The 19,751-nt window shown below is 45.2% G+C and carries 16 protein-coding genes; 12 read left to right on the top strand and 4 right to left on the bottom strand.

Going from position 1 to position 19,751, the window contains the following annotated elements; genetic code table 11:
* Nucleotides 1-99: 99 nt before the first annotated feature.
* Entirely contained in the window at nucleotides 100-2,160 is a 2,061-nt protein-coding gene (locus DXA54_RS03380) for an acetate--CoA ligase family protein (protein ID WP_055234423.1), read from the bottom strand.
* Nucleotides 2,161-3,096: 936 nt separating this feature from the next.
* Here DXA54_RS03380 and metG point away from each other — a divergent pair.
* The 8 genes from metG (at nucleotide 3,097) to DXA54_RS03335 (ending at nucleotide 12,752) form a co-directional block, all read left to right on the top strand.
* Nucleotides 3,097-5,136, top strand: a complete 2,040-nt coding sequence (gene metG, locus DXA54_RS03370) for a methionine--tRNA ligase (RefSeq protein WP_004317103.1) — start codon at nucleotides 3,097-3,099, stop codon at nucleotides 5,134-5,136.
* A gap of 72 nt (nucleotides 5,137-5,208) precedes the next feature.
* The gene (locus DXA54_RS03365; protein WP_118407112.1) at nucleotides 5,209-6,663 is read left to right on the top strand and encodes a lipopolysaccharide biosynthesis protein; all 1,455 of its coding nucleotides are present in this window, start codon (nucleotides 5,209-5,211) and stop codon (nucleotides 6,661-6,663) included.
* A complete protein-coding gene (locus tag DXA54_RS03360) occupies nucleotides 6,653-7,705 on the top strand; it encodes a hypothetical protein (protein ID WP_120078978.1) in 1,053 nt (350 codons plus the stop codon). Before DXA54_RS03365 ends, DXA54_RS03360 begins: the two co-directional genes overlap by 11 nt.
* Before the next feature lie 55 nt (nucleotides 7,706-7,760).
* Nucleotides 7,761-8,624 carry a phosphorylcholine transferase LicD gene (locus tag DXA54_RS03355; protein WP_120078977.1) on the top strand — a complete coding sequence of 288 codons (864 nt, stop codon included), beginning with the start codon at nucleotides 7,761-7,763 and terminating at the stop codon, nucleotides 8,622-8,624.
* Complete coding sequence (locus tag DXA54_RS03350; RefSeq protein ID WP_207903487.1) at nucleotides 8,621-9,643, top strand: hemolysin activation protein; 1,023 nt, start codon at nucleotides 8,621-8,623, stop codon at nucleotides 9,641-9,643. The genes DXA54_RS03355 and DXA54_RS03350 overlap by 4 nt, the downstream gene beginning before the upstream one ends.
* Nucleotides 9,616-10,734, top strand: coding sequence for a glycosyltransferase family 4 protein (locus DXA54_RS03345; RefSeq protein ID WP_004296594.1), 1,119 nt, complete (start codon nucleotides 9,616-9,618; stop codon nucleotides 10,732-10,734). Before DXA54_RS03350 ends, DXA54_RS03345 begins: the two co-directional genes overlap by 28 nt.
* A 10-nt stretch (nucleotides 10,735-10,744) precedes the next feature.
* Nucleotides 10,745-12,010 carry a glycosyltransferase family 4 protein gene (locus DXA54_RS03340; RefSeq protein WP_074704393.1) on the top strand — a complete coding sequence of 422 codons (1,266 nt, stop codon included), beginning with the start codon at nucleotides 10,745-10,747 and terminating at the stop codon, nucleotides 12,008-12,010.
* Complete coding sequence (locus tag DXA54_RS03335; protein ID WP_120078976.1) at nucleotides 12,003-12,752, top strand: glycosyltransferase family 2 protein; 750 nt, start codon at nucleotides 12,003-12,005, stop codon at nucleotides 12,750-12,752. Before DXA54_RS03340 ends, DXA54_RS03335 begins: the two co-directional genes overlap by 8 nt.
* Here DXA54_RS03335 and DXA54_RS03330 read toward each other — a convergent pair.
* Together DXA54_RS03330 and DXA54_RS03325 are read right to left on the bottom strand one after the other, a co-directional pair.
* Nucleotides 12,739-15,129 carry a glycosyl hydrolase 115 family protein gene (locus DXA54_RS03330; protein WP_004311134.1) on the bottom strand — a complete coding sequence of 797 codons (2,391 nt, stop codon included), beginning with the start codon at nucleotides 15,127-15,129 and terminating at the stop codon, nucleotides 12,739-12,741. The genes DXA54_RS03335 and DXA54_RS03330 overlap by 14 nt on opposite strands.
* 92 nt (nucleotides 15,130-15,221) lie before the next feature.
* Entirely contained in the window at nucleotides 15,222-16,079 is an 858-nt protein-coding gene (locus tag DXA54_RS03325; protein ID WP_004323008.1) for an SGNH/GDSL hydrolase family protein, read from the bottom strand.
* A 442-nt stretch (nucleotides 16,080-16,521) separates the two neighbouring features.
* On the opposite strand from DXA54_RS03325, the gene DXA54_RS03320 reads away from it, so the two are divergent.
* From DXA54_RS03320 to DXA54_RS03310, 3 genes are all read left to right on the top strand, one after another.
* Nucleotides 16,522-17,298 (top strand): class I SAM-dependent methyltransferase, encoded by a 777-nt coding sequence (locus DXA54_RS03320; RefSeq protein ID WP_120078975.1) that lies wholly within the window; start codon nucleotides 16,522-16,524, stop codon nucleotides 17,296-17,298.
* 70 nt (nucleotides 17,299-17,368) lie between these two features.
* Nucleotides 17,369-17,719, top strand: coding sequence for a helix-turn-helix domain-containing protein (locus DXA54_RS03315; RefSeq protein WP_004302575.1), 351 nt, complete (start codon nucleotides 17,369-17,371; stop codon nucleotides 17,717-17,719).
* A gap of 13 nt (nucleotides 17,720-17,732) precedes the next feature.
* A complete protein-coding gene (locus DXA54_RS03310) occupies nucleotides 17,733-17,957 on the top strand; it encodes a hypothetical protein (protein WP_004311131.1) in 225 nt (74 codons plus the stop codon).
* Nucleotides 17,958-17,977: 20 nt separating this feature from the next.
* Here the strand turns inward: DXA54_RS03310 and DXA54_RS03305 are convergent, their stop codons facing one another.
* Nucleotides 17,978-18,676 (bottom strand): SIR2 family NAD-dependent protein deacylase, encoded by a 699-nt coding sequence (locus DXA54_RS03305; RefSeq protein ID WP_004302577.1) that lies wholly within the window; start codon nucleotides 18,674-18,676, stop codon nucleotides 17,978-17,980.
* A 472-nt stretch (nucleotides 18,677-19,148) separates the two neighbouring features.
* Here DXA54_RS03305 and DXA54_RS03300 point away from each other — a divergent pair, with 472 nt between their 5' ends.
* Nucleotides 19,149-19,733 (top strand): FKBP-type peptidyl-prolyl cis-trans isomerase, encoded by a 585-nt coding sequence (locus DXA54_RS03300; RefSeq protein ID WP_004302578.1) that lies wholly within the window; start codon nucleotides 19,149-19,151, stop codon nucleotides 19,731-19,733.
* Nucleotides 19,734-19,751: the final 18 nt, after the last annotated feature.

Raw genomic sequence — 19,751 nt, 5'->3', positions numbered from 1 at the left:
AAACATACGTGTTTTCTATCCTTCCGTTTGAGTTACCAAATGTAGGCAAAATCACAGCGGAAAGATAGTAAATATGTCTCAATGAATGAAAGAATAGTCCTATTTTTCTATTCTGATACGCGCGTCAACTGCTACAACGGCCTTTTCTGTTGCTAAGAGCGGATTTATATCCATTTCTTTGATCTCTGTAGCGAAACGTAGCAAAGTGGACAAACGGACAATAATTTCAGCAAATTTATCTTCGTTGACTCCCTTTTGCCCACGTGTTCCCTGAATGATTTTATAAGCACGCAAAGAATGAATCATTGAATAAGCTTCTTCGTAAGAAAGCGGAGCCAAACCGGAAGATACATCTTTCAGCACCTCCACAAAAATACCTCCCAAACCACAAAGTACCACGTGGCCGAACTTCTCTTCATATTTTGCGCCAACAAACAGTTCCGTACCTTTCAGCATCGGCTGTACCATAATTGCTCTTGCATCAGGTATCTGCATCATACGATCAAATTCCAGTGCCAGATGTTGCTCACTTTTAATGTTCAGAACGACACCGCCGACATCTGATTTGTGCACAGGACCAACAACCTTGGCAACTACCGGAAATCCGCACCGACGGGCAAAAGCTACTATCTCCTCTTTATTGTCGGAAACAAATTCATCTACCAACGGAATACCGGCAGCGTGCAACAATGCCTGTACATAATTGGGAGCGATATAACCATCCTCCGGAATAGAATCAATAATACGACGAATCCTCGGAACGTCCACTCCGAACAGTTCTATTTCAGGAACTGCCGGTTTAGGAGCATTGACGATACGTGAAAGGGCAGTACCCAAGGTCACTTCGTCTGCAAAATTCACATGCCCTTTTGCCAGGAAGGCGGAAACCTCTGCTCCGGCTGTATTAATGGAAGGAAGAATGGGAAAAATCGGTTTCTTGCAAGTCTGCATCTTTTCGTGAAGCACATCATACATTTCAAACATAGTAACCAATCCCGGAGTTCCGAAGATGGCCATCATGGCGTCTATATTGTCAAGCTTTTCCTCGCAGTAGTCAATGCAAAGGCGCAGATGTTCCGGTGTTCCGGTAGCCAGAATATCAATAGGATTTCCGACGGCAGCACCGGGGAATAGTTGGGCTTTTAGTTCCTCGGCTACTTCTCCCTCCAGCTTAGGCACATTCAGTCCGCCTTTACTCAACGCATCTGTCAGCATCACTCCCGGCCCTCCGGCATGAGTGATAATGGCAAAATTCTTTCCTTTCAATTCGGGTAAAGTAAACACGCAACCCACAGTAGTCAATTCTTCACGAGAGAAGCAACGCACAATGCCTGCTTTACGGAACAAAGCCTCTACTGCCGAATCGGAACTGGCGATTGCTCCTGTATGGGAAGATGCCGCCCGGCTTCCGCTCTCCGAACTTCCGGCTTTGATTGCCGCAATCTTGCACCCTTTTCTAATCAAAGACGAAGCATGGAATAACAACCTGTCCGGATTCTGAATACTTTCAATATAGAGTAGTTTCAGATGAGAATCTTTTTCGGGATCGAAGTTCTCATCCATAAATTGCAATACATCTTCTACACCGATCTGCTTGGCGTTTCCCACCGACCAGACTGAATTGAACTGCAAACCTTTTGTTACGGCACTTTCGAGAATAAATACCGCCGTAGCACCGGAGCTGGAAATCAAGTCCACCCCTTTGGGGTTTAAGTTAGGAATCGGCTGGCTGAATACACTATGATGCCATGTATTCATCAATCCAATGCAATTAGGACCAATCAGTGAAGCGCCGTATTTATTAACTGTTTCCAAAATACATTCTTCCAACAGCGCCCCTTCGTGGGTTTCTTCACCAAAACCTGCCGAGAGTATGATAAATGCCCTGGTTTGTTTCTTGCTAGCCAATGTTTCCACCATATCAGGACACATCAAGGCAGGCACAGCCAACACCGCCAGATCTGTGTCCGGCAGATCGTTCACATCCGCAAAGGCAGGAACTCCCTGCACTTCCTTTTCCTTCGGATTCACCGCCCGAAGTTCTCCCCGATAACCTCCGTTTATCAAATTCTTTAATATTGCGCCACCCGGCTTATGCACATTATTCGATGCCCCTACTACGACAATACTTTCAGGACGAAGCAACTGGGTTGTTATCATATCATGCTTTGGTTTTCGTTTAACTTAGGTACAAATATATTCTTTCTTACGAGAAAAAAGAAAGAAAAAGGGGAGAAATATAGATGGAAATAGATGATAAAAGAGGAAATGAGCAAGAAATTATATAGATTATACTGACTTATTGAAATGCAAAGCTATAATCTTACCATGTAATTCTTATCATTAGAACAGAATATCACTTTATGCAGAAAAAATGGACATAAAACTCATACAGAATCAAAAATATACAAGATGAGTCCGGAGTATATTGGAAAACTTGAAGGATAAGCAAGTCGCATAATCCACATTCACACAAAACAGACTTTAAATCATTCAATTCAACATCAAAAAGGCAAAATTCCTAATTTCAGGAGCAGATTATTGCAAATATAAGTTCAAATAGAAACAACTCACATGTTACCTATTCGACAGCAACCAGCACAAAACAAGTATTCTAAACACCCTTTTGTCCTTTCGTTTAAAAGCAAGGAAGCACTTCTCACTGACCAATAAACCGTTTCTTTAAAAGGAACGAAGTCTTCCTTTAAAAGAAATGATTCATGATTCTATCAACAATCATGAATATTCACTCATTTGTATTCAAGAAAGATGACTTATTCCGCATATTCATACAGTATTTTATACGTCACTTCTTTTATTAGAATACAGTTTAGATACTCCTAATCTGTTTCAATCTTAAAAATAGAACATAATAGAAAATATAAAAATACCCCGATACAAATTGGCTATTTTCTAGCCAACTTATATCAGGGTAAAACACTTTCTTTTTACCTGTTTTTTTATTACGAAACGTTCCTGTTTCATTCTGTGACCACTTTTCAATGAAATAATCTGTGTTAATCCGTGTAATCTGTGGTGAAAAGTCATTATCTTTGCACATTACAAAGTTGAAAACAACAAAAATCACACTATATAATGGAAAAGAAATTCAAAAGAACCACCGTCACATCGGCACTGCCGTATGCGAACGGTCCTGTCCATATCGGTCACTTGGCTGGTGTATACGTACCGGCAGACATTTATGTGCGTTATCTGCGTCTGAAAAAAGAAGATGTATTATTCATCGGAGGTTCGGACGAGCACGGGGTACCTATCACGATTCGTGCCAAGAAAGAAGGAATTACTCCGCAGGATGTAGTAGACCGTTATCATTCGCTGATAAAAAAATCATTCGAAGAATTCGGTATCTCATTCGACGTGTATAGCCGCACCACTTCGCCGACGCATCACCAATTGGCTTCGGATTTCTTCAAAACATTGTACGATAAAGGCGAATTCATCGAGAAAACGTCTGAACAATATTACGACGAGGAAGCAAAAACATTCCTTGCCGACCGTTATATCACTGGAGAATGTCCCCACTGCCATTCCGAAGGTGCTTACGGCGACCAATGCGAAAAATGCGGAACCTCACTTTCTCCTACGGATCTTATCAACCCGAAAAGTGCTATCAGCGGCAGCAAACCGGTAATGAAAGAAACCAAACACTGGTATCTTCCTCTCGACAAGCACGAAGGATGGCTGCGCAAATGGATTCTGGAAGATCATAAAGAATGGCGTCCCAACGTATACGGCCAGTGCAAAAGCTGGCTCGACATGGGACTGCAACCACGTGCCGTGAGCCGTGACCTCGACTGGGGTATCCCTGTTCCCGTAGAAGGAGCAGAAGGAAAAGTGCTTTATGTATGGTTTGACGCACCTATCGGCTACATATCCAACACCAAAGAACTTCTCCCCGACAGCTGGGAAACATGGTGGAAAGATCCTGAAACCCGCCTGATCCATTTCATCGGGAAAGACAACATCGTGTTCCACTGCATCGTATTCCCCGCCATGCTGAAAGCAGAAGGCAGCTATATCCTGCCGGACAACGTGCCGAGCAACGAATTCCTCAACCTCGAAGGAGACAAAATCTCCACTTCCCGCAACTGGGCTGTATGGTTGCACGAATACCTGGCGGACTTCCCCGGCAAACAGGACGTACTCCGCTACGTACTGACCGCCAACGCACCGGAAACGAAAGACAACGACTTCACCTGGAAAGACTTCCAGGCACGCAATAATAACGAACTGGTAGCCGTATACGGTAACTTCGTGAACCGTGCAATGGTATTGACTCAAAAATACTTCGACGGGCGCGTACCTGCACAAGGTGAACTGACCGACTACGACAAGGAAACGCTGAAAGAATTTGCAGACGTAAAAGCAGAAGTGGAAAAACTGCTCGACGTATTCAAATTCCGCGACGCACAGAAAGAAGCCATGAACTTGGCACGTATCGGCAACAAATACCTGGCCGACACTGAACCGTGGAAACTGGCAAAAACAGATATGGAGCGTGTAGGTACCATCCTCAATATCTCCCTGCAACTGGTTGCCAACCTTGCCATCGCTTTCGATCCGTTCCTGCCGTTCAGCTCGGAAAAACTCCGCAAAATGCTGAACATGAATACTTTCGAATGGTCTGAACTGGGACGTGACAACCTTCTGCCTGTAGGTCACCAATTGAACAAACCGGAATTATTGTTCGAAAAGATTGAGGACGCTACTATCGAAGCACAAGTACAAAAATTGCTCGATACAAAGAAAGCAAACGAAGAAGCCAACTACAAGGCTAATCCTATCCGCCCGAACATCGAATTCGACGACTTCACGAAACTGGATATCCGTGTAGGTACCATTCTTGAATGTCAGAAAGTGCCGAAAGCGGATAAATTGCTTCAATTCAAAATCGACGACGGACTGGAAACACGTACTATCGTATCGGGTATTGCCAAGCATTATCAACCGGAAGAACTGGTAGGCAAACAGGTTTGCTTCATCGCCAACCTTGCTCCACGCAAACTGAAAGGCATCGTCAGCGAAGGCATGATTCTAAGTGCCGAAAACAACGACGGCAGTCTGGCAGTTATCATGCCGGGACGTGAGGTGAAGCCGGGTAGCGAAGTAAAATAATAAAACTTAAATAGGGAATACATGAAAAGCTATCATTGCGCATAGCCTTTTCATGTATTCTTTGCAAATAACATGAGCGAGAATCAGTCACTAAAAGAAAAGACAGCCAAAGGACTATTTTGGGGAGGATTCAGCAACGGCATACAGCAGTTGTTAAACCTGCTTTTCGGAATATTCCTCGCACGGTTGCTCACTCCGGCAGACTATGGAATGGTGGGAATGTTGGCTATCTTCTCCCTCATTGCCAGTTCGATACAGGAGAGCGGTTTCACAGCCGCCCTTGTCAACAAGAAGGAAGTGACACATAACGATTACAATGCTGTCTTCTGGTTCAATGCAGCCATCAGCTTATCCTTGTATCTGCTGTTATTCCTGTGCGCACCGCTCATTGCCGATTTTTACCATACTCCCGAACTGACACCGCTGGCACGTTATTCCTTCATCGGATTCTTCATAGCCAGCCTGGGAATATCCCACAGTGCCTATCTTCTGCGAAACCTGATGGTGAAACAGCGGGCCCTGTCTTCCGTTATCGGGCTTACCGTATCCGGAATCACCGGAGTCACTCTTGCCTACTTCGGTTTCTCTTACTGGGGTATTGCCACGCAAAGCATCGTTTATGTAGCCGTCAACACAGCCTGTTACTGGCATTTTACCCGTTGGCGACCGAGCTTGCAATTCAATTTCACCCCGATTAAGGAAATGTTCGGATTCAGCGGAAAGCTATTGGTAACCAATGTATTCAATCACATCAACAACAACCTGTTCTCTGTGATACTGGGTAAGTTCTACACCGAAAAGGAAGTAGGATATTACAACCAGGCCAATAAATGGTGCGGCATGGGACAGCTCTTTATATCCGGCATGATAAACGGAGTGGCGCAACCGGTACTCACCAAAGTGTCGGACGACCTTGAACGGCAAAAACGGGTATTCCGCAAAATGCTGCGTTTCACCGCTTTCGTCTCGTTTCCCGCCATGCTCGGACTGGGAATCGTATCAGAAGAACTGATTACCATCACCATCACCGACAAGTGGTATTCCAGCATATCCATCATGCAGATTCTGTGTATCAGCGGAGCCTTCACTCCCATCGCATACCTCTATCAGCAACTCATCATCAGCAAAGGAAAATCCCGCATCTATATGTGGAACACCATAGCGCTCGGCATTATTCTACTGTCAGGCGTTCTGTTAGTCCATTCACACGGGATCTATGCCATGCTCGCCGTCTATGTATCCACCAATATACTGTGGCTACTGACGTGGCACTACTTCGTATGGCAAGAAATCGGACTAAAGCTGCGCCATGCACTGATAGACATACTTCCATACGCTGTCATTGCCACCACCGTCATGGTAATCACCTATTACTCCACCCGTTCCATCGAGAATATTTATCTCCGCCTGGCAAGCAAGATAGTGCTCGCAGCAGCACTCTACGTAGCCGCCATGTGGGGCAGCCGTTCGGTCACCTTTAAAGAAAGCATCCAGTATTTCATCAAAAAGAAGCCACATGAACCCTAATGATCTTGCCACTAAATACCGCCTTCTGAACAGTTCTTTCAAAAAGACGATGATCTATCACATAGGTATAGACGCCGGATTCTTTACCGAATACACCTATATGCTCCATGCAATGCTCTATTGCCTGCAACACAAAATACAGTTCAAGCTTTACTCCGACGACGCCAACTTCGGATGGGAAAAGGGCTGGGAAGACTGTTTCGCACCTTTCTGCGAGCAAGTGCACGAACCGTTTCACCACACCTACAACACCCATCGCCTGCCTTCATGGCAAGCATTGATGCAAGACAAAAAACTATCTAAAACGAAGTTACTGAAATGGAAACTGAAAGTAACCTGCAAGAACATCATCGGAAAAGCCCTTGCTTTCTTCACGTATGGTAAACCGATCCGACTCAACTTCCAAGTGACGTTCAACCCCAACCAGCATTTCCATATCCCCGAACTGGGAATAGACGGTGACTACCTCCACACCTTCCAAAAGCTGACGGAAATCACCTGGAAACTCAACGACAACACCACACAGGAATGTCGCCAATTTGCCGCCACCCTGCAACTTCCGCCTCAATACGCAGGATGCCAAATACGCGGAGGAGACAAGATAACCGAAACCAACCTGCTGCCACCGGAACACTACATACGCCTCATCAAAGAAAAAACAGCCATCCGCGACGTCTTTGTATTGACCGACGACTACCGCCTCTTCGAGCAAGTGCAAACCCTTGCCCCGGACATACACTGGTACACCCTTTGCAGCCCCAACGAGCAAGGATACGTCAACAGCGCCTTCACACAGACCACCAAAGAACTGAAACAGAAGCAAATGGCACGTTTCCTCTGCTCGATACAGCTATTGATGGATGCTTCCGTCTTTATAGGAAGTATCACCACCGGTCCCAGCCTGTTCCTGTTGAAGAAGTTCTATCCGGAGATCAATCCGGCAGACTGTCTGCTCAAGGACTTTCCGCAAGCATCCGTCCTCCCCATTCCGGGACGCGGGCGAGTGGCCACCGAATTTATGCAAGGAAACTTAAAGTTATAGTAACTTAGCAATATAATTACTACATTTGCAAGACAACGTGCATTAACCATTTCCGATGAACAAGAAATATACAGCCGAAGAGCTTGATTTATTACATGCCGAACTTTACGACATATTGGGAGAAACCATCCGGGTGTGTCAGAAGCACGATATTCCCTATTTTGTGATAGGCGGCACAGCCATCGGCGCACTCTACGATCAGGGAATTCTCCCCTGGGATGATGATATAGACATCGGCATGACGCGGGAGAATTACAACAAATTCTTAAAAGTAGCACCCGGAGAACTGGGTCCTTCCTACTTCCTTTCATGGATAGAGACAGACCCGCACACCCCGTATTATTTTGCCAAAGTCAAGAAAAACAACACCCTTTTTGTAGAAGAAATGTTCAAGAATGTCCCGATGCATCCGGGCATTTTTGTCGATATATTCCCATTCGACAAGATTCCCGACAACAAGCTGCTGCGAAGAATACAATCCGAAGCACTCGGCTTCCTCAAATGCTGCCTGATGGGAAAAGAAATATGGATGTGGAAACACTTCGGCAAATGCGAAATAGAGAACCCTACAAACCGGGGAGCCTTCTCCTGTCTCCTGAACAGAATAGTCGACTCTCTTTTCTCTAAAAAAGCAATTTACCAGATGCTGGTATCCGTGCAAAGCTGTTTCAACTCACGAAACACCCGCTACTACAACAACGTTATGGCAACCGCCGACCACGTGACCGTAGAAAGTATCCGCCACCTGCAACCGGTGAAATTCGGTCCCCTCACCGTGACCGCTCCCGATGATCTGGAAGGGTTCCTGCGATACAACTACCCGACCTTGCATCGATTTACCAAGGAGGAACAGGAAAAAATAAATAACCACTATCCTGCCGCCCTCTCATTCAGTACAACCCCAAAACAAGAACTATGAATATGAAATCCGCTTTAGTAGACGTCCCGGTACTTATACTGTTCTTCAACCGCCCGCAACAACTGTCGCAAGTGTTCGAGCAAGTGAAGAAAGCACGTCCGTCCCGGCTCTTCCTCTATCAGGACGGAGCACGAAGCGAACGCGATTTGCCCGGAATAGAAGCCTGCCGTGAAATCGTATCACAGATAGACTGGGAATGTGAAGTAGAACAGCTTTATCAGGAAAAGAATTTCGGCTGTGACCCTTCAGAATATCTTTCGCAGAAATGGGCCTTCTCCAAAGTCGACAAGTGCATCGTATTGGAAGACGACGATGTGCCCGCCGTCTCCTTTTTCCAATTCTGCAAGGAGATGCTGGATAAATACGAATATGACACCCGCATCAGCATGATTGCCGGATTTAACCCCGAAGAAATCACCCAAGATATGCCCTATGACTATTTCTTTACCACCACCTTCTCTATCTGGGGATGGGCAAGCTGGAAACGGGTAGTCGACCAATGGGATGAGTTCTACAACTTCCTGGACGACTCCTTCAATATGCAACAACTGGAACAGCTTATCAAGGAACGCAAATTCCGGAGCGACTTTATCTACATGTGCCAGCGTCACCGGGAACAGCAGAAAGCCTTTTATGAAACGATCTTCCACGCCTCCATACTGTTCAACTCCGGGCTAAGCATCGTGCCTACCCGCAACATGATTAATAACTTGGGAGCAACGGCAGATTCCACCCATTTCGCCGGCTCGATTCATACCCTGCCCAAAGGTTACCGCCGCATCTTCACGATGAAGCGCTATGAGGTGGATTTTCCACTGAAACATCCCCGCTACGTCATCGAAAACGTTGCCTACAAAGAGAGCGTTTACCGCATCATGGGCTGGGATCATCCGTGGATCAAGATCGGACGTTCGTTCGAAGAACTGTTCCTCAACCTGAAATACGGCAATTTCTCCATCATTACGAAAGCTGTCAAAAACCGAATCAACAAATGGCTGAAAAGAAACAAGCACCACTAAATAAGTTGCTTACTATTTATTTTTACCATACCCGCCTCACACGGGAAAGCTACGAGGAATGGAAAGAATATAAATTCCCCGGACACATTTTATACGGACTTCCTTTACTGGAGAATTACGGAATACACTCCGTGATGCACAAATGCAAATATTTCTCCGGCCGTCTGAAACTCATGCTTTACGCCACCAAAGAGATTCTCTTCTGCAAGGAGAAATACGACGTCCTCTACGCCACCTCTTTCCGGGGTATAGAGCCCGTCATCTTCCTCCGTGCCCTGGGACTGTATCGCAAACCCATCGTGATCTGGCATCATACGGCAGTCGTGACCAATCCCAAACCGTGGCGCGAACAAATCTCCCGCCTTTTCTACAAAGGTATAGACCAAATGTTCCTGTTCAGTCGGAAACTGATTCAGGACTCGCAGAAAACCCGGAAAGCACCGTCCCACAAACTGAAACTCATCCATTGGGGACCGGATCTTCCTTTCTACGACCACCTGCTTGCAGAAATGCCCGACCGGAAGCCCGAAGGATTTATCTCCACCGGTAAAGAAAACCGGGACGTAGACACCTTGCTCCAGGCATTTGCCGCAACGAACGAGAAACTGGATTTGTACATTGCCGTCTCATGCGGTAACATCAACTATAAAAAGATCATCGACCCGTATGCATTGCCCGACTCCATTCGCATCCATTATACCGACGGAGTGATTCCCTACGAACTGGGGAAACTGGTGGCACGCAAAAGTTGCATCGTGATCTGCTGCCTGGACTTCCCCTATACCGTAGGACTGACCACGCTCGTGGAAGCATTCGCCCTCGGCATCCCCGTCATCTGTTCGCGCAACCCCAACTTCGAAATAGACATCGACAAGGAAGGAATAGGCATCACCGTAGAATATAACGACGTACAAGGCTGGATAGACGCTATCCGCTACATCGCCGACCACCCCGAAGAGGCACGGCGCATGGGAGAGAATGCCCGCAAACTGGCGGAAGAACGTTTCAACCTCGAAATCTTTTCACGCGAAATAGCAGAAAGCTTGCTGGAAATATCAAACATTTCCTCTAAAAACCGTACATTTGCATAAACTTTTGCCCATGAGAGTCCTGATTATAAATACATCTGAACGAATAGGAGGAGCAGCCATCGCAGCAAGCCGGTTGATGGAGTCACTGAAAAACAACGGCATCAAAGCCAAAATGCTGGTACGTGACAAACAGACCGACCAAATCAGTGTTGTCCGCTTAAAAAGTAACTGGTTGCAAGTGTGGAAGTTCATGTGGGAACGGATTGTGATCTGGAGTGCCAACCGTTTCCGGCGTTACCATTTGTTTGACGTAGACATCGCCAACACAGGTACAGACATCACCTCACTCCCGGAATTCCGCCAAGCCGACGTGATCCATCTGCATTGGATCAACCAGGGAATGCTCTCACTGAACGATATACGAAAGATACTGACCTCCGGCAAACCCGTAGTCTGGACCATGCACGATATGTGGCCATGCACCGGCATCTGCCATTACGCACGGGAGTGCAACAACTATCAGCAGGAATGTCACGACTGTCCGTACATCTACAAAGGCGGGGGACGAAAGGATTTATCCTATCGCACGTTCCGCAAAAAACAGAAGTTATACAGCTACGCTCCCATTCATTTCGTCACGTGCAGCCATTGGCTGAAGGAACAAGCCCAGACCAGTGCATTATTTGAAGGGAAAAGCGTGACCAATATTCCGAACGCTATTAATACCAACTTGTTCAAACCCATGAACAAGAAGGAAGCGCGTGCCAAATTCATGTTGCCGGAAGGTAAGAAACTAGTTTTGTTCGGCTCATTAAAGATCACCGATAAACGAAAAGGGGTCGACTATCTCATTGAAGCCTGCAAACTGCTGGCAGAAAAGCATCCGGAATGGAAAGAGTCACTGGGGGTAGTCGTATTCGGCAACCAGTCACAGCAATTGCAGGAGCAGCTTCCTTTCCATGTCTACCCGCTCCCTTACATCAAGAATGAGCATGAGATAGTAAATATCTACAATGCCGTAGACCTCTTCGCCATCCCGTCTCTGGAAGAGAATCTTCCCAACATGATTATGGAAGCAATGGCCTGCGGAGTACCCTGTGTCGGCTTTAACGTAGGAGGTATCCCTGAAATGATCGACCATCTGCACAACGGTTACGTGGCACAATACAAATCTTCGGAAGATTTTGCCAACGGCATACATTGGATATTGACGGAACCGGAATACGATGAACTCTCCGCACAAGCCTGCCGCAAAGTCTTGGGCAATTATTCGGAGAGCATCATCGCAAAGAAATATACAGATGTCTACAATAAAATAACGGGGAAATATGCATAGCGTCCATCCTACTCCCAAGTTCTCTATCATTACGGTGACGTACAATGCTGAAAAGGTATTGGAAGACACGATTCAGAGTGTCATTTCACAGACCTATCATCACATAGAATACATCATCGTAGATGGAGCTTCCAAGGATGGAACCATTTCTATTATCAACCGCTACCGCCCGCACATACACACCGTTGTCAGCGAACCGGACAAAGGACTGTATGACGCTATGAATAAGGGCATCGCCCTTGCCAGCGGCGATTATCTCTGTTTCCTGAACGCGGGCGACTGTTTTCACGAGGACGACACACTGCAACAAATGGTGCATACCATCAACGGCAGCGAACTGCCCGATGTGCTTTACGGAGAAACCGCTATCGTAGACAAGGACAGGCATTTCCTGCGGATGCGCAGATTGTCCGCCCCTGAAACGCTCACCTGGAAAAGTTTCAAACAGGGAATGTTAGTCTGCCACCAGGCATTCTTCCCCCGCCACACGCTCGTAGAGCCATATAATCTGCAATATCGCTTTTCTGCAGATTTCGACTGGTGCATCCGCATCATGAAGAAAGCACGTACTTTGCACAATACCCACCTGACAATCATCGACTATCTGGAGGAGGGAATGACTACCCGGAATCAGAAAGCATCCCTCAAAGAAAGATTTCGGATCATGGCAAAGCATTACGGGCTGATTGGAACCGTGGCGCATCATGCATGGTTCGTGATCCGTGCAGTTACTCACCAGTAGGCGAAGGCATATAAAGCATCACCTGGTCTAATATCACTCCTTCGTCCAATGCCTTGATTACCAATTTGTGGGACTTCTTTCCGGATACCGGAAGTCGAACCGTTCGGATGGCTTGATTGCGCAGCACGTTCTCTTTCCATTCTTCACTCCGTCCTTTCGTTTCATAAGAGATCACTTCAGGCGCTGCATCGTCCAACGATATTGAGAAACGTAATTGATCTCCTCTCACAGGATGATTAGGCAACAAGCGGATGTCAACCTCTACCGAGTCTGTTTTCCAGTTGTCAAAAGAGAACATCAGTGCATCTCCCTTGTCAATGCCTGTCGCTTTGCTTTCATATCCCAGGCCCTCACAAATAGCAGAAGTTCCTTTCCGCGCATTCAAGGTCTTACTATTCGGGATATTCTTCCCATCCAAGCCGTTCCATTTATAGATAGCTACACGCTCTTTCATCATCGGAGAAGTAGCCGTTTTTCTTTCCACGCGATTGAATACGGGGAGTTTTCGGGGTTGGAAATCCATCATGCGGTTCCACTTTCCATCTTCCAGTGAGTTATACTGTTTTGTCAATACTACAATGCTGTCATAGGCAAGATCACTTTTCTCCCAGTCCGCTTTTCCGTGGCGGGCTAATTGGGCATATAGCAATTTCCGGTTCATCTGTGTAGCAGCTTGCACCGGGTATTTCACCAATTCAAAATAGGCACTTTGTCTGCCGGATGGGATTTTCAAAGCTGCCCGTTCCACTGTCTCCGACAATTTATCATAAGCCTGCAAACGTCCGTTGATTTCTTTTTCACTCCATGGGAGATCTTTGACAACACGATAAACAGGATCTTTCTCCTCTTCCCTCGTATTTCCCATAAATTCAGGTTTACGAATATGGGCCAGACGATAGTGTTCCTGCATCACAGGTAATACTGCCTTTGCGCACGAAGCTCCCAATTCCCGTTCCAGCCAGTGTTTCAGATGAGAGGTCACTCCTTCCGAGGCCACAGCTTCTATATTCCAGGCCATATCCATAAACAACTCTATCTGATACTCGGCAGGCTTGATATCTCCGACGTTCAGTATCCACATCTTCTGTATGCCTCGATCGTAAGCCAGCTTCATTTGTTGGAAAATCAGATACGGGCTCATCGTACTCAACCAGAGATGGTCGTGCGGACGTCCCCAATAAGAAACATGATAATAGACTCCATTCCCTCCTTTACGTGGGCATTCTTCGGCCGTAGGAAAATGGCGGATATAGCCATAGTTATCGTCACACCACATCAATGTTACATCATCGGGCACCTGTAATCCGGCATGATAAATGTCGAGTACCTCTTTATAAGGGATAAAAACCTGCGGGACTTTAGTTACATCCTTATCAACATATTTTTCAATCAACCCGCGTTGATCTGCAAACACACGATCTATTACGGCCTTCTGTTCTTCCACCGTCTTCGCTCCCTGCATCTTGCCATCGTGTACACCACGCATACCCAACGTATAGAGTATTTCCTGATCTGCCACCTCTTTTACACGGTCTTCCCAGAATTTGTAAACAGCCGGAGCATTATTCACATAATCATAAGCCCCTTCCCCTCTTCGTTTCCACTCGCCGGCAGCGCTGCAAGCCATCGGTTCGCAATGGGAAGCACCGATGAAGATTCCATATTTCTTGGCAGCTTCCCGATTGCCTTTGGTCAGGAAGAAAGGAAGTGTACATTCGTGCATTGCAGGCCAATAGGTGTTGGCACGCAGACGAAGTAAGAGTTCAAAAATACGCTCGTTGGTACGCGGGCCTATCTCACCTTTCACTTTTGAAGGTTCATAGGTCCGACTGCTCCATGGCATCAAGCCCCAGTCTTCATCATTAATAAATATACCCCGATATTCCACCGAAGGAGCCTGAAGACTTTGGAATTTGGAAGATAGCTTAAAAAGTTTCTTCTTTTCCGGAGTTACGTCCGCCCACCATTCCCAGGGAGAGACACCTAACAAACGGGATATTTCGAGTATTCCATAAGCCGTACCATGTTTGTCACTGCCGGCTACGATCAATTTACCCTCCGGAGAAACAGATAATAGAAAAGCCTGCTTCTTGCCTTTTAGCGCAGAAACATCTATGCCGGTCCGGCTGATAAGCTCACTCTGCCCCACCGTTCCTATCACAATTTCACCTGTTTTCTCATTCGCTTGGGTAGTCGACGACAATACTGTCTGAATATCACGCCCCAGCATTTCCAATGCGGTTCGTACAACCAGTTCTTCAGAAGGGCTGCAAGCGATGACAACTGTTTGACCGGAAGTCAAAACAAAATCCTTACTACGAATCGGTAAAGCAACTATCAAAAAGATGAAAAAAGAAAACAGAAGTTTATGTCTCATAGGTTCTATTATTTATAGAAGACAAAATTACAGGTTTGCAGAAAATGTACTATAGAATAGTGTACAATTTCATAGAATTCTGTCCGACCTATTTAAAATGTAGCAGGCAACGCAAACAACTGATACATCAGCGTTCGTGCCATGCGTATCTGTCCTTTCGTGCTGGGATGCAAACGGTCATATCCCGCATCGTAGAAATAAATCAGTTGTTCTTCCACCATCGGATTCAATCCGGTTACCGCATTAAAATCAATCACGGGAACTCCCCACACATTGCCGGCTTCTTTAACAGCCTGCACGTAGGCATCCACATATTCGCCACAACTGTTCTGGTAGTTTTCATCCGGTTGCACATTCGTTTCTCCAAAATTGGCCAGTGAACGGTGCAACGGGGTCAGCAACACAATCTGCTTGTCCGGGAAGAGTTGTTTCAGTCTATTGATTCCTATGTTTATACGTCCCTTATACGTGCTTCCATCCATTATAGGAGTGCGTTTCTTACGGGTTTCCAGCTTTTGGGTTTGCCCACGGGCTGCCATCACTTGTTCTTCTGTTTCCGTAAACCATTCTCCAATAGGTACACCGTCATTAAAATCATTCGTACCCATCAAAATCACGATAGCATCTACTTCTCCACCGTGTTCTTTCTTCAGTTGCTCGGCTTGCCGGGGCACATCATTCCATTGCCTGCCACTGATACCATATACATAAGGAGTGATTCCCAGCCATTCCTGCAGAAAATCCCAGTATTTCTTTATCTTGTCACCATAACAGTTGGGATCTGTAATAGAGTCTCCCAAATATCCCACTCTTTTTCCTTGCCACGGGTGCCGGATGCATCCATTATTCGTTTCAACAGAGTTTGCCACTTTAGAAGATTGATTCTGTCCGCACAGAAAAGAGGAACAGAAAAACAGGATGGTACATGTGAGTAATAATTTGCTTTTCATCGGTATCATACATTAAATGAGAGATTTGTATTTAATATTCGACAAAAATAACTCAAAAAAATGTAGTTTCAATCAATTTGGACGATCAATCTCATCCATGCAACCGGATATATAAACATATTCCTATTTGACTATTCTTGCTAAAATACAGGTTTACAGTCTTTTTTCAATCAAGTTATCATTGAGTTTTGCAGCTAAAACCCTATCTTTGTCACAAACTAAAAGAAATAATTGGATGTTTAACTCATTTTCATTCCATAAGGATTCCGTTCTGTAAATAATCTGTAAGCCTTCCTCTCATTACAGATTATCCCTTATGTTTTCTGACATACTCTTGTCAGAGTTATTTTCTATATCTAAATTTTCAAACTATTTGTATGGTCAAATGGTTGCAAGCATCATTATATGCCTCCATTCGCCGTACAACTAAAACATTAAAACAATGAGTAACGATTTTAAATCAATCCACGAATTCGATTTTACACTGATATGTAATTACTTCAAGGCATTAAAACGTCAAGGTCCCGGAAGTCCTGAAGTCACACAAAAAGCCGTAAGCTTCATCAACGAACTGTCCGACAAGGCACGAATAGCCGACATTGGCTGTGGCACAGGCGGTCAGACAATGGCATTAGCCAACTATACGAAAGGACAAATTACAGGTATCGACCTTTTCCCCGACTTTATCGAGCTATTCAACAAAAATGCAATAGAAGCCCATTGTGAAGACAGAGTAAAGGGTATCGTCGGTTCCATGGACGCTCTGCCATTTCAAGAGGAAGAACTCGATCTGATCTGGTCCGAAGGCGCTATCTATAACATAGGATTCGAACGCGGCATGAACGAATGGAACAAATTCCTGAAAAAGAACGGATTTATCGCTGTAACGGAAGCCTCCTGGTTCACCCCGGAACGTCCCTCCGAAATAGAAGACTTCTGGATGGCCAATTACCCGGAAATCGATACGATTCCAAGAAAGATAATGCAAATGGAAAAAGCAGGATATATCCCGACAGCCCATTTCATTTTACCGGAAAATTGCTGGCTTGAGCATTTTTACGCTCCCCAGTTCCCTGTTCAGGAAGCTTTTTTGAAGGAATATGCAGGAAATGACGCAGCCGCAGACCTCATCACCGGGCAACGGTATGAAGAGAGCCTATATAATAAGTATAAAGAATACTACGGCTACGTATTCTATATAGGACAAAAAAAAAATTGATTATCTGCCGGAGAAGTTAGCAAGATAGGACAACTCTCCGGCATTTATTATCCTTTACTTTGCAGAAAACATGGAGACGAAAGATATCAATAAACAGGAATATCAGTTACGGATCAATAAAGTGACCGACTATATTCACAATCACATAGACCAGCCGTTATCATTACAGAAAATGGCAGGTATCGCCTGCTTTTCTCCTTTCCACTTCCATCGCGTATTTACAATCCTGACGGGCGAAACGCCTACGGATTATATCAAACGCACCCGGATTGAAAAAGCAGCCCTATTATTAAAACGAAACAAGGAACTTTCCGCCACCGAAATCGCCCGTCTTTGCGGCTTTAGCAGCCTTTCACTTTTAAGTCGCAATTTCAGGTTGCATTTCAGTATGACGATCCGGGAGTTCCGTTCATTAAAATAAAACCCTAAAGAATATGGAAAAAGAAAATAAGATTCTGATTTTTCGAACTTCTATCACCCAAAGGCGTGACATCAAGCGCATAGGAGAGCTTTTGGCAGAGTTCCCCCAAATAGACAAATGGAATGTGGACTTTGAGGACTGGGAGAAAATATTAAGAATCGAGTGCAGGGATATCTCTGCACTCGAAATATCGGAAGTACTCCGGAACAATCATATTTTTGCCACCGAACTGGAATAAAACCGGGAAAAGAAAACCTTTCAAACTCCCAACAACTGTTTCAATTCAGCCACTCCTTCAGAAGCTCCCTTCTGAATTACATGTATCGAACGGGAAGTATGCGTATCTACCGGTTTCGGATCAATCAGATACACCTCTGCTCCTCTCGGTACATAATGAAGCAGCCCCGCCGCAGGATATACGTTAAGCGACGTACCGATAATGACGAAAATATCCGCTTTCTCCACATATTGGATGGCTGTTTCAATTTCCGGCACAGCTTCTCCAAACCATACGATAAAAGGTCGCAATTGAGTGCCGTCGCCGGCCTTGTCTCCCATCTTCACTTCATATTCTTCCGGTTTCAGTTCTTTTATGTAGTGGGGATTATGAGGATCTCTGCTGGAACACACTTTCGTCAGTTCGCCATGCAGATGAATGATGTGGCTACTCCCGGCACGTTCGTGCAAGTTATCAATATTCTGTGTCACCACCGTCACATGGAAGCTTTTCTCCAGTTCCGCCAACAGTTCATGCCCACGGTTCGGTTTCACCTCCAACAACTGTTTCCGACGCTCATTATAGAAATTAATCACTAAAGCCGGGTCACGCTGATAACCTTCAGGAGTGGCCACCTGCTCCACAGGATACCTATCCCACAAACCGCCTGCATCGCGAAATGTACTAATCCCACTCTCGGCACTCATACCCGCACCCGTCAAAACTACCAGATTCTTCATTACTATTCCTCCTTCTTTTTTAATAGCCACACAAATGTAATCAGAATCATCGAATAAAAGAACACTTTCTCACGCTTAATATAATCCAATTTATGCAGAACTTTAAGATGAAAGATGCAGATAGTTAGCATCATTTATGGCAACAACTATTCGTCTGACTACTGTTATTCTTTCGTCTGACAGTTGTCAGACGAAAGAATAACAGTAGTCAGCGCAAGTTCAACAGCTGTCAGACGATTAATTATCTACATAAACCAACCTAAATAATAAGAATAAGCCGATTAAATCCTACGAACAAAAAAACTAATTCTTTAAAGAAAAGCGATTAACTTTCACAGATATAAGAATTTTTAAATAGCAAATGCTAAATCATTCAAATAAAACACGTACTTTTGCGATTCATAAATTTGCAATTGATTGAAAGCTAAAACCATGATGGTGATACATTTCAATCGCCAACAAAAAACATTATATGGATAAATTCAGTTACTCTATTGGCCTCGGAATTGGTCAAAACTTATCAAGCATGGGAATCGGAAACCTTGCGGTAGATGATTTCGCACAAGCAATCAAAGACGTATTGGAAGGCAACCAGACGGCTATCAGCCACAATGAAGCCCGCGAAATAGTAAACAAGTATTTCGAAGAACTGGAAGCTAAAATGGGTGCCGTTGCTATCGAGCAAGGACAGGCTTTCCTCGAAGAAAACAAAAAAGGACCGGGCGTAGTTGTTCTTCCCAGCGGACTTCAATATGAAATTATCAAAGAAGGTACAGGCAAAAAGCCGAAAGCTACCGACCAGGTAAGATGCCACTATGAAGGAACATTGATTGACGGCACACTGTTCGACAGCTCTATCCAACGCGGAGAACCGGCTGTATTCGGTGTCAACCAAGTAATACCGGGATGGGTGGAAGCTTTGCAGCTGATGCCGGAAGGGTCTAAATGGAAACTGTATATTCCGTCAGAACTTGGTTATGGCGCAAGAGGTGCCGGAGAAATGATCCCTCCTCATAGCACACTCATTTTTGAAGTAGAATTACTCGAAGTATTATAAATAAAAAATTTCAAAGCA

It is taken from the genome of Bacteroides sp. OF03-11BH (assembly GCF_003604005.1).
Lineage (GTDB): Bacteria > Bacteroidota > Bacteroidia > Bacteroidales > Bacteroidaceae > Bacteroides > Bacteroides ovatus.
Note: the sequence above shows the minus strand (reverse complement) of the source record. Positions and strands in the feature narration are given on the sequence as shown.

What these genes read in the sequence shown, in the direction of transcription:
- DXA54_RS03380 (WP_055234423.1), bottom strand. Translation starts at nt 2,160, where the DNA reads ATGATAACAACCCAGTTGCTTCGTCCTGAAAGTATTGTCGTAGTAGGG.
- metG (WP_004317103.1), top strand. Translation starts at nt 3,097, where the DNA reads ATGGAAAAGAAATTCAAAAGAACCACCGTCACATCGGCACTGCCGTAT.
- DXA54_RS03365 (WP_118407112.1), top strand. Translation starts at nt 5,209, where the DNA reads ATGAGCGAGAATCAGTCACTAAAAGAAAAGACAGCCAAAGGACTATTT.
- DXA54_RS03360 (WP_120078978.1), top strand. Translation starts at nt 6,653, where the DNA reads ATGAACCCTAATGATCTTGCCACTAAATACCGCCTTCTGAACAGTTCT.
- DXA54_RS03355 (WP_120078977.1), top strand. Translation starts at nt 7,761, where the DNA reads ATGAACAAGAAATATACAGCCGAAGAGCTTGATTTATTACATGCCGAA.
- DXA54_RS03350 (WP_207903487.1), top strand. Translation starts at nt 8,621, where the DNA reads ATGAATATGAAATCCGCTTTAGTAGACGTCCCGGTACTTATACTGTTC.
- DXA54_RS03345 (WP_004296594.1), top strand. Translation starts at nt 9,616, where the DNA reads ATGGCTGAAAAGAAACAAGCACCACTAAATAAGTTGCTTACTATTTAT.
- DXA54_RS03340 (WP_074704393.1), top strand. Translation starts at nt 10,745, where the DNA reads ATGAGAGTCCTGATTATAAATACATCTGAACGAATAGGAGGAGCAGCC.
- DXA54_RS03335 (WP_120078976.1), top strand. Translation starts at nt 12,003, where the DNA reads ATGCATAGCGTCCATCCTACTCCCAAGTTCTCTATCATTACGGTGACG.
- DXA54_RS03330 (WP_004311134.1), bottom strand. Translation starts at nt 15,129, where the DNA reads ATGAGACATAAACTTCTGTTTTCTTTTTTCATCTTTTTGATAGTTGCT.
- DXA54_RS03325 (WP_004323008.1), bottom strand. Translation starts at nt 16,079, where the DNA reads ATGAAAAGCAAATTATTACTCACATGTACCATCCTGTTTTTCTGTTCC.
- DXA54_RS03320 (WP_120078975.1), top strand. Translation starts at nt 16,522, where the DNA reads ATGAGTAACGATTTTAAATCAATCCACGAATTCGATTTTACACTGATA.
- DXA54_RS03315 (WP_004302575.1), top strand. Translation starts at nt 17,369, where the DNA reads ATGGAGACGAAAGATATCAATAAACAGGAATATCAGTTACGGATCAAT.
- DXA54_RS03310 (WP_004311131.1), top strand. Translation starts at nt 17,733, where the DNA reads ATGGAAAAAGAAAATAAGATTCTGATTTTTCGAACTTCTATCACCCAA.
- DXA54_RS03305 (WP_004302577.1), bottom strand. Translation starts at nt 18,676, where the DNA reads ATGAAGAATCTGGTAGTTTTGACGGGTGCGGGTATGAGTGCCGAGAGT.
- DXA54_RS03300 (WP_004302578.1), top strand. Translation starts at nt 19,149, where the DNA reads ATGGATAAATTCAGTTACTCTATTGGCCTCGGAATTGGTCAAAACTTA.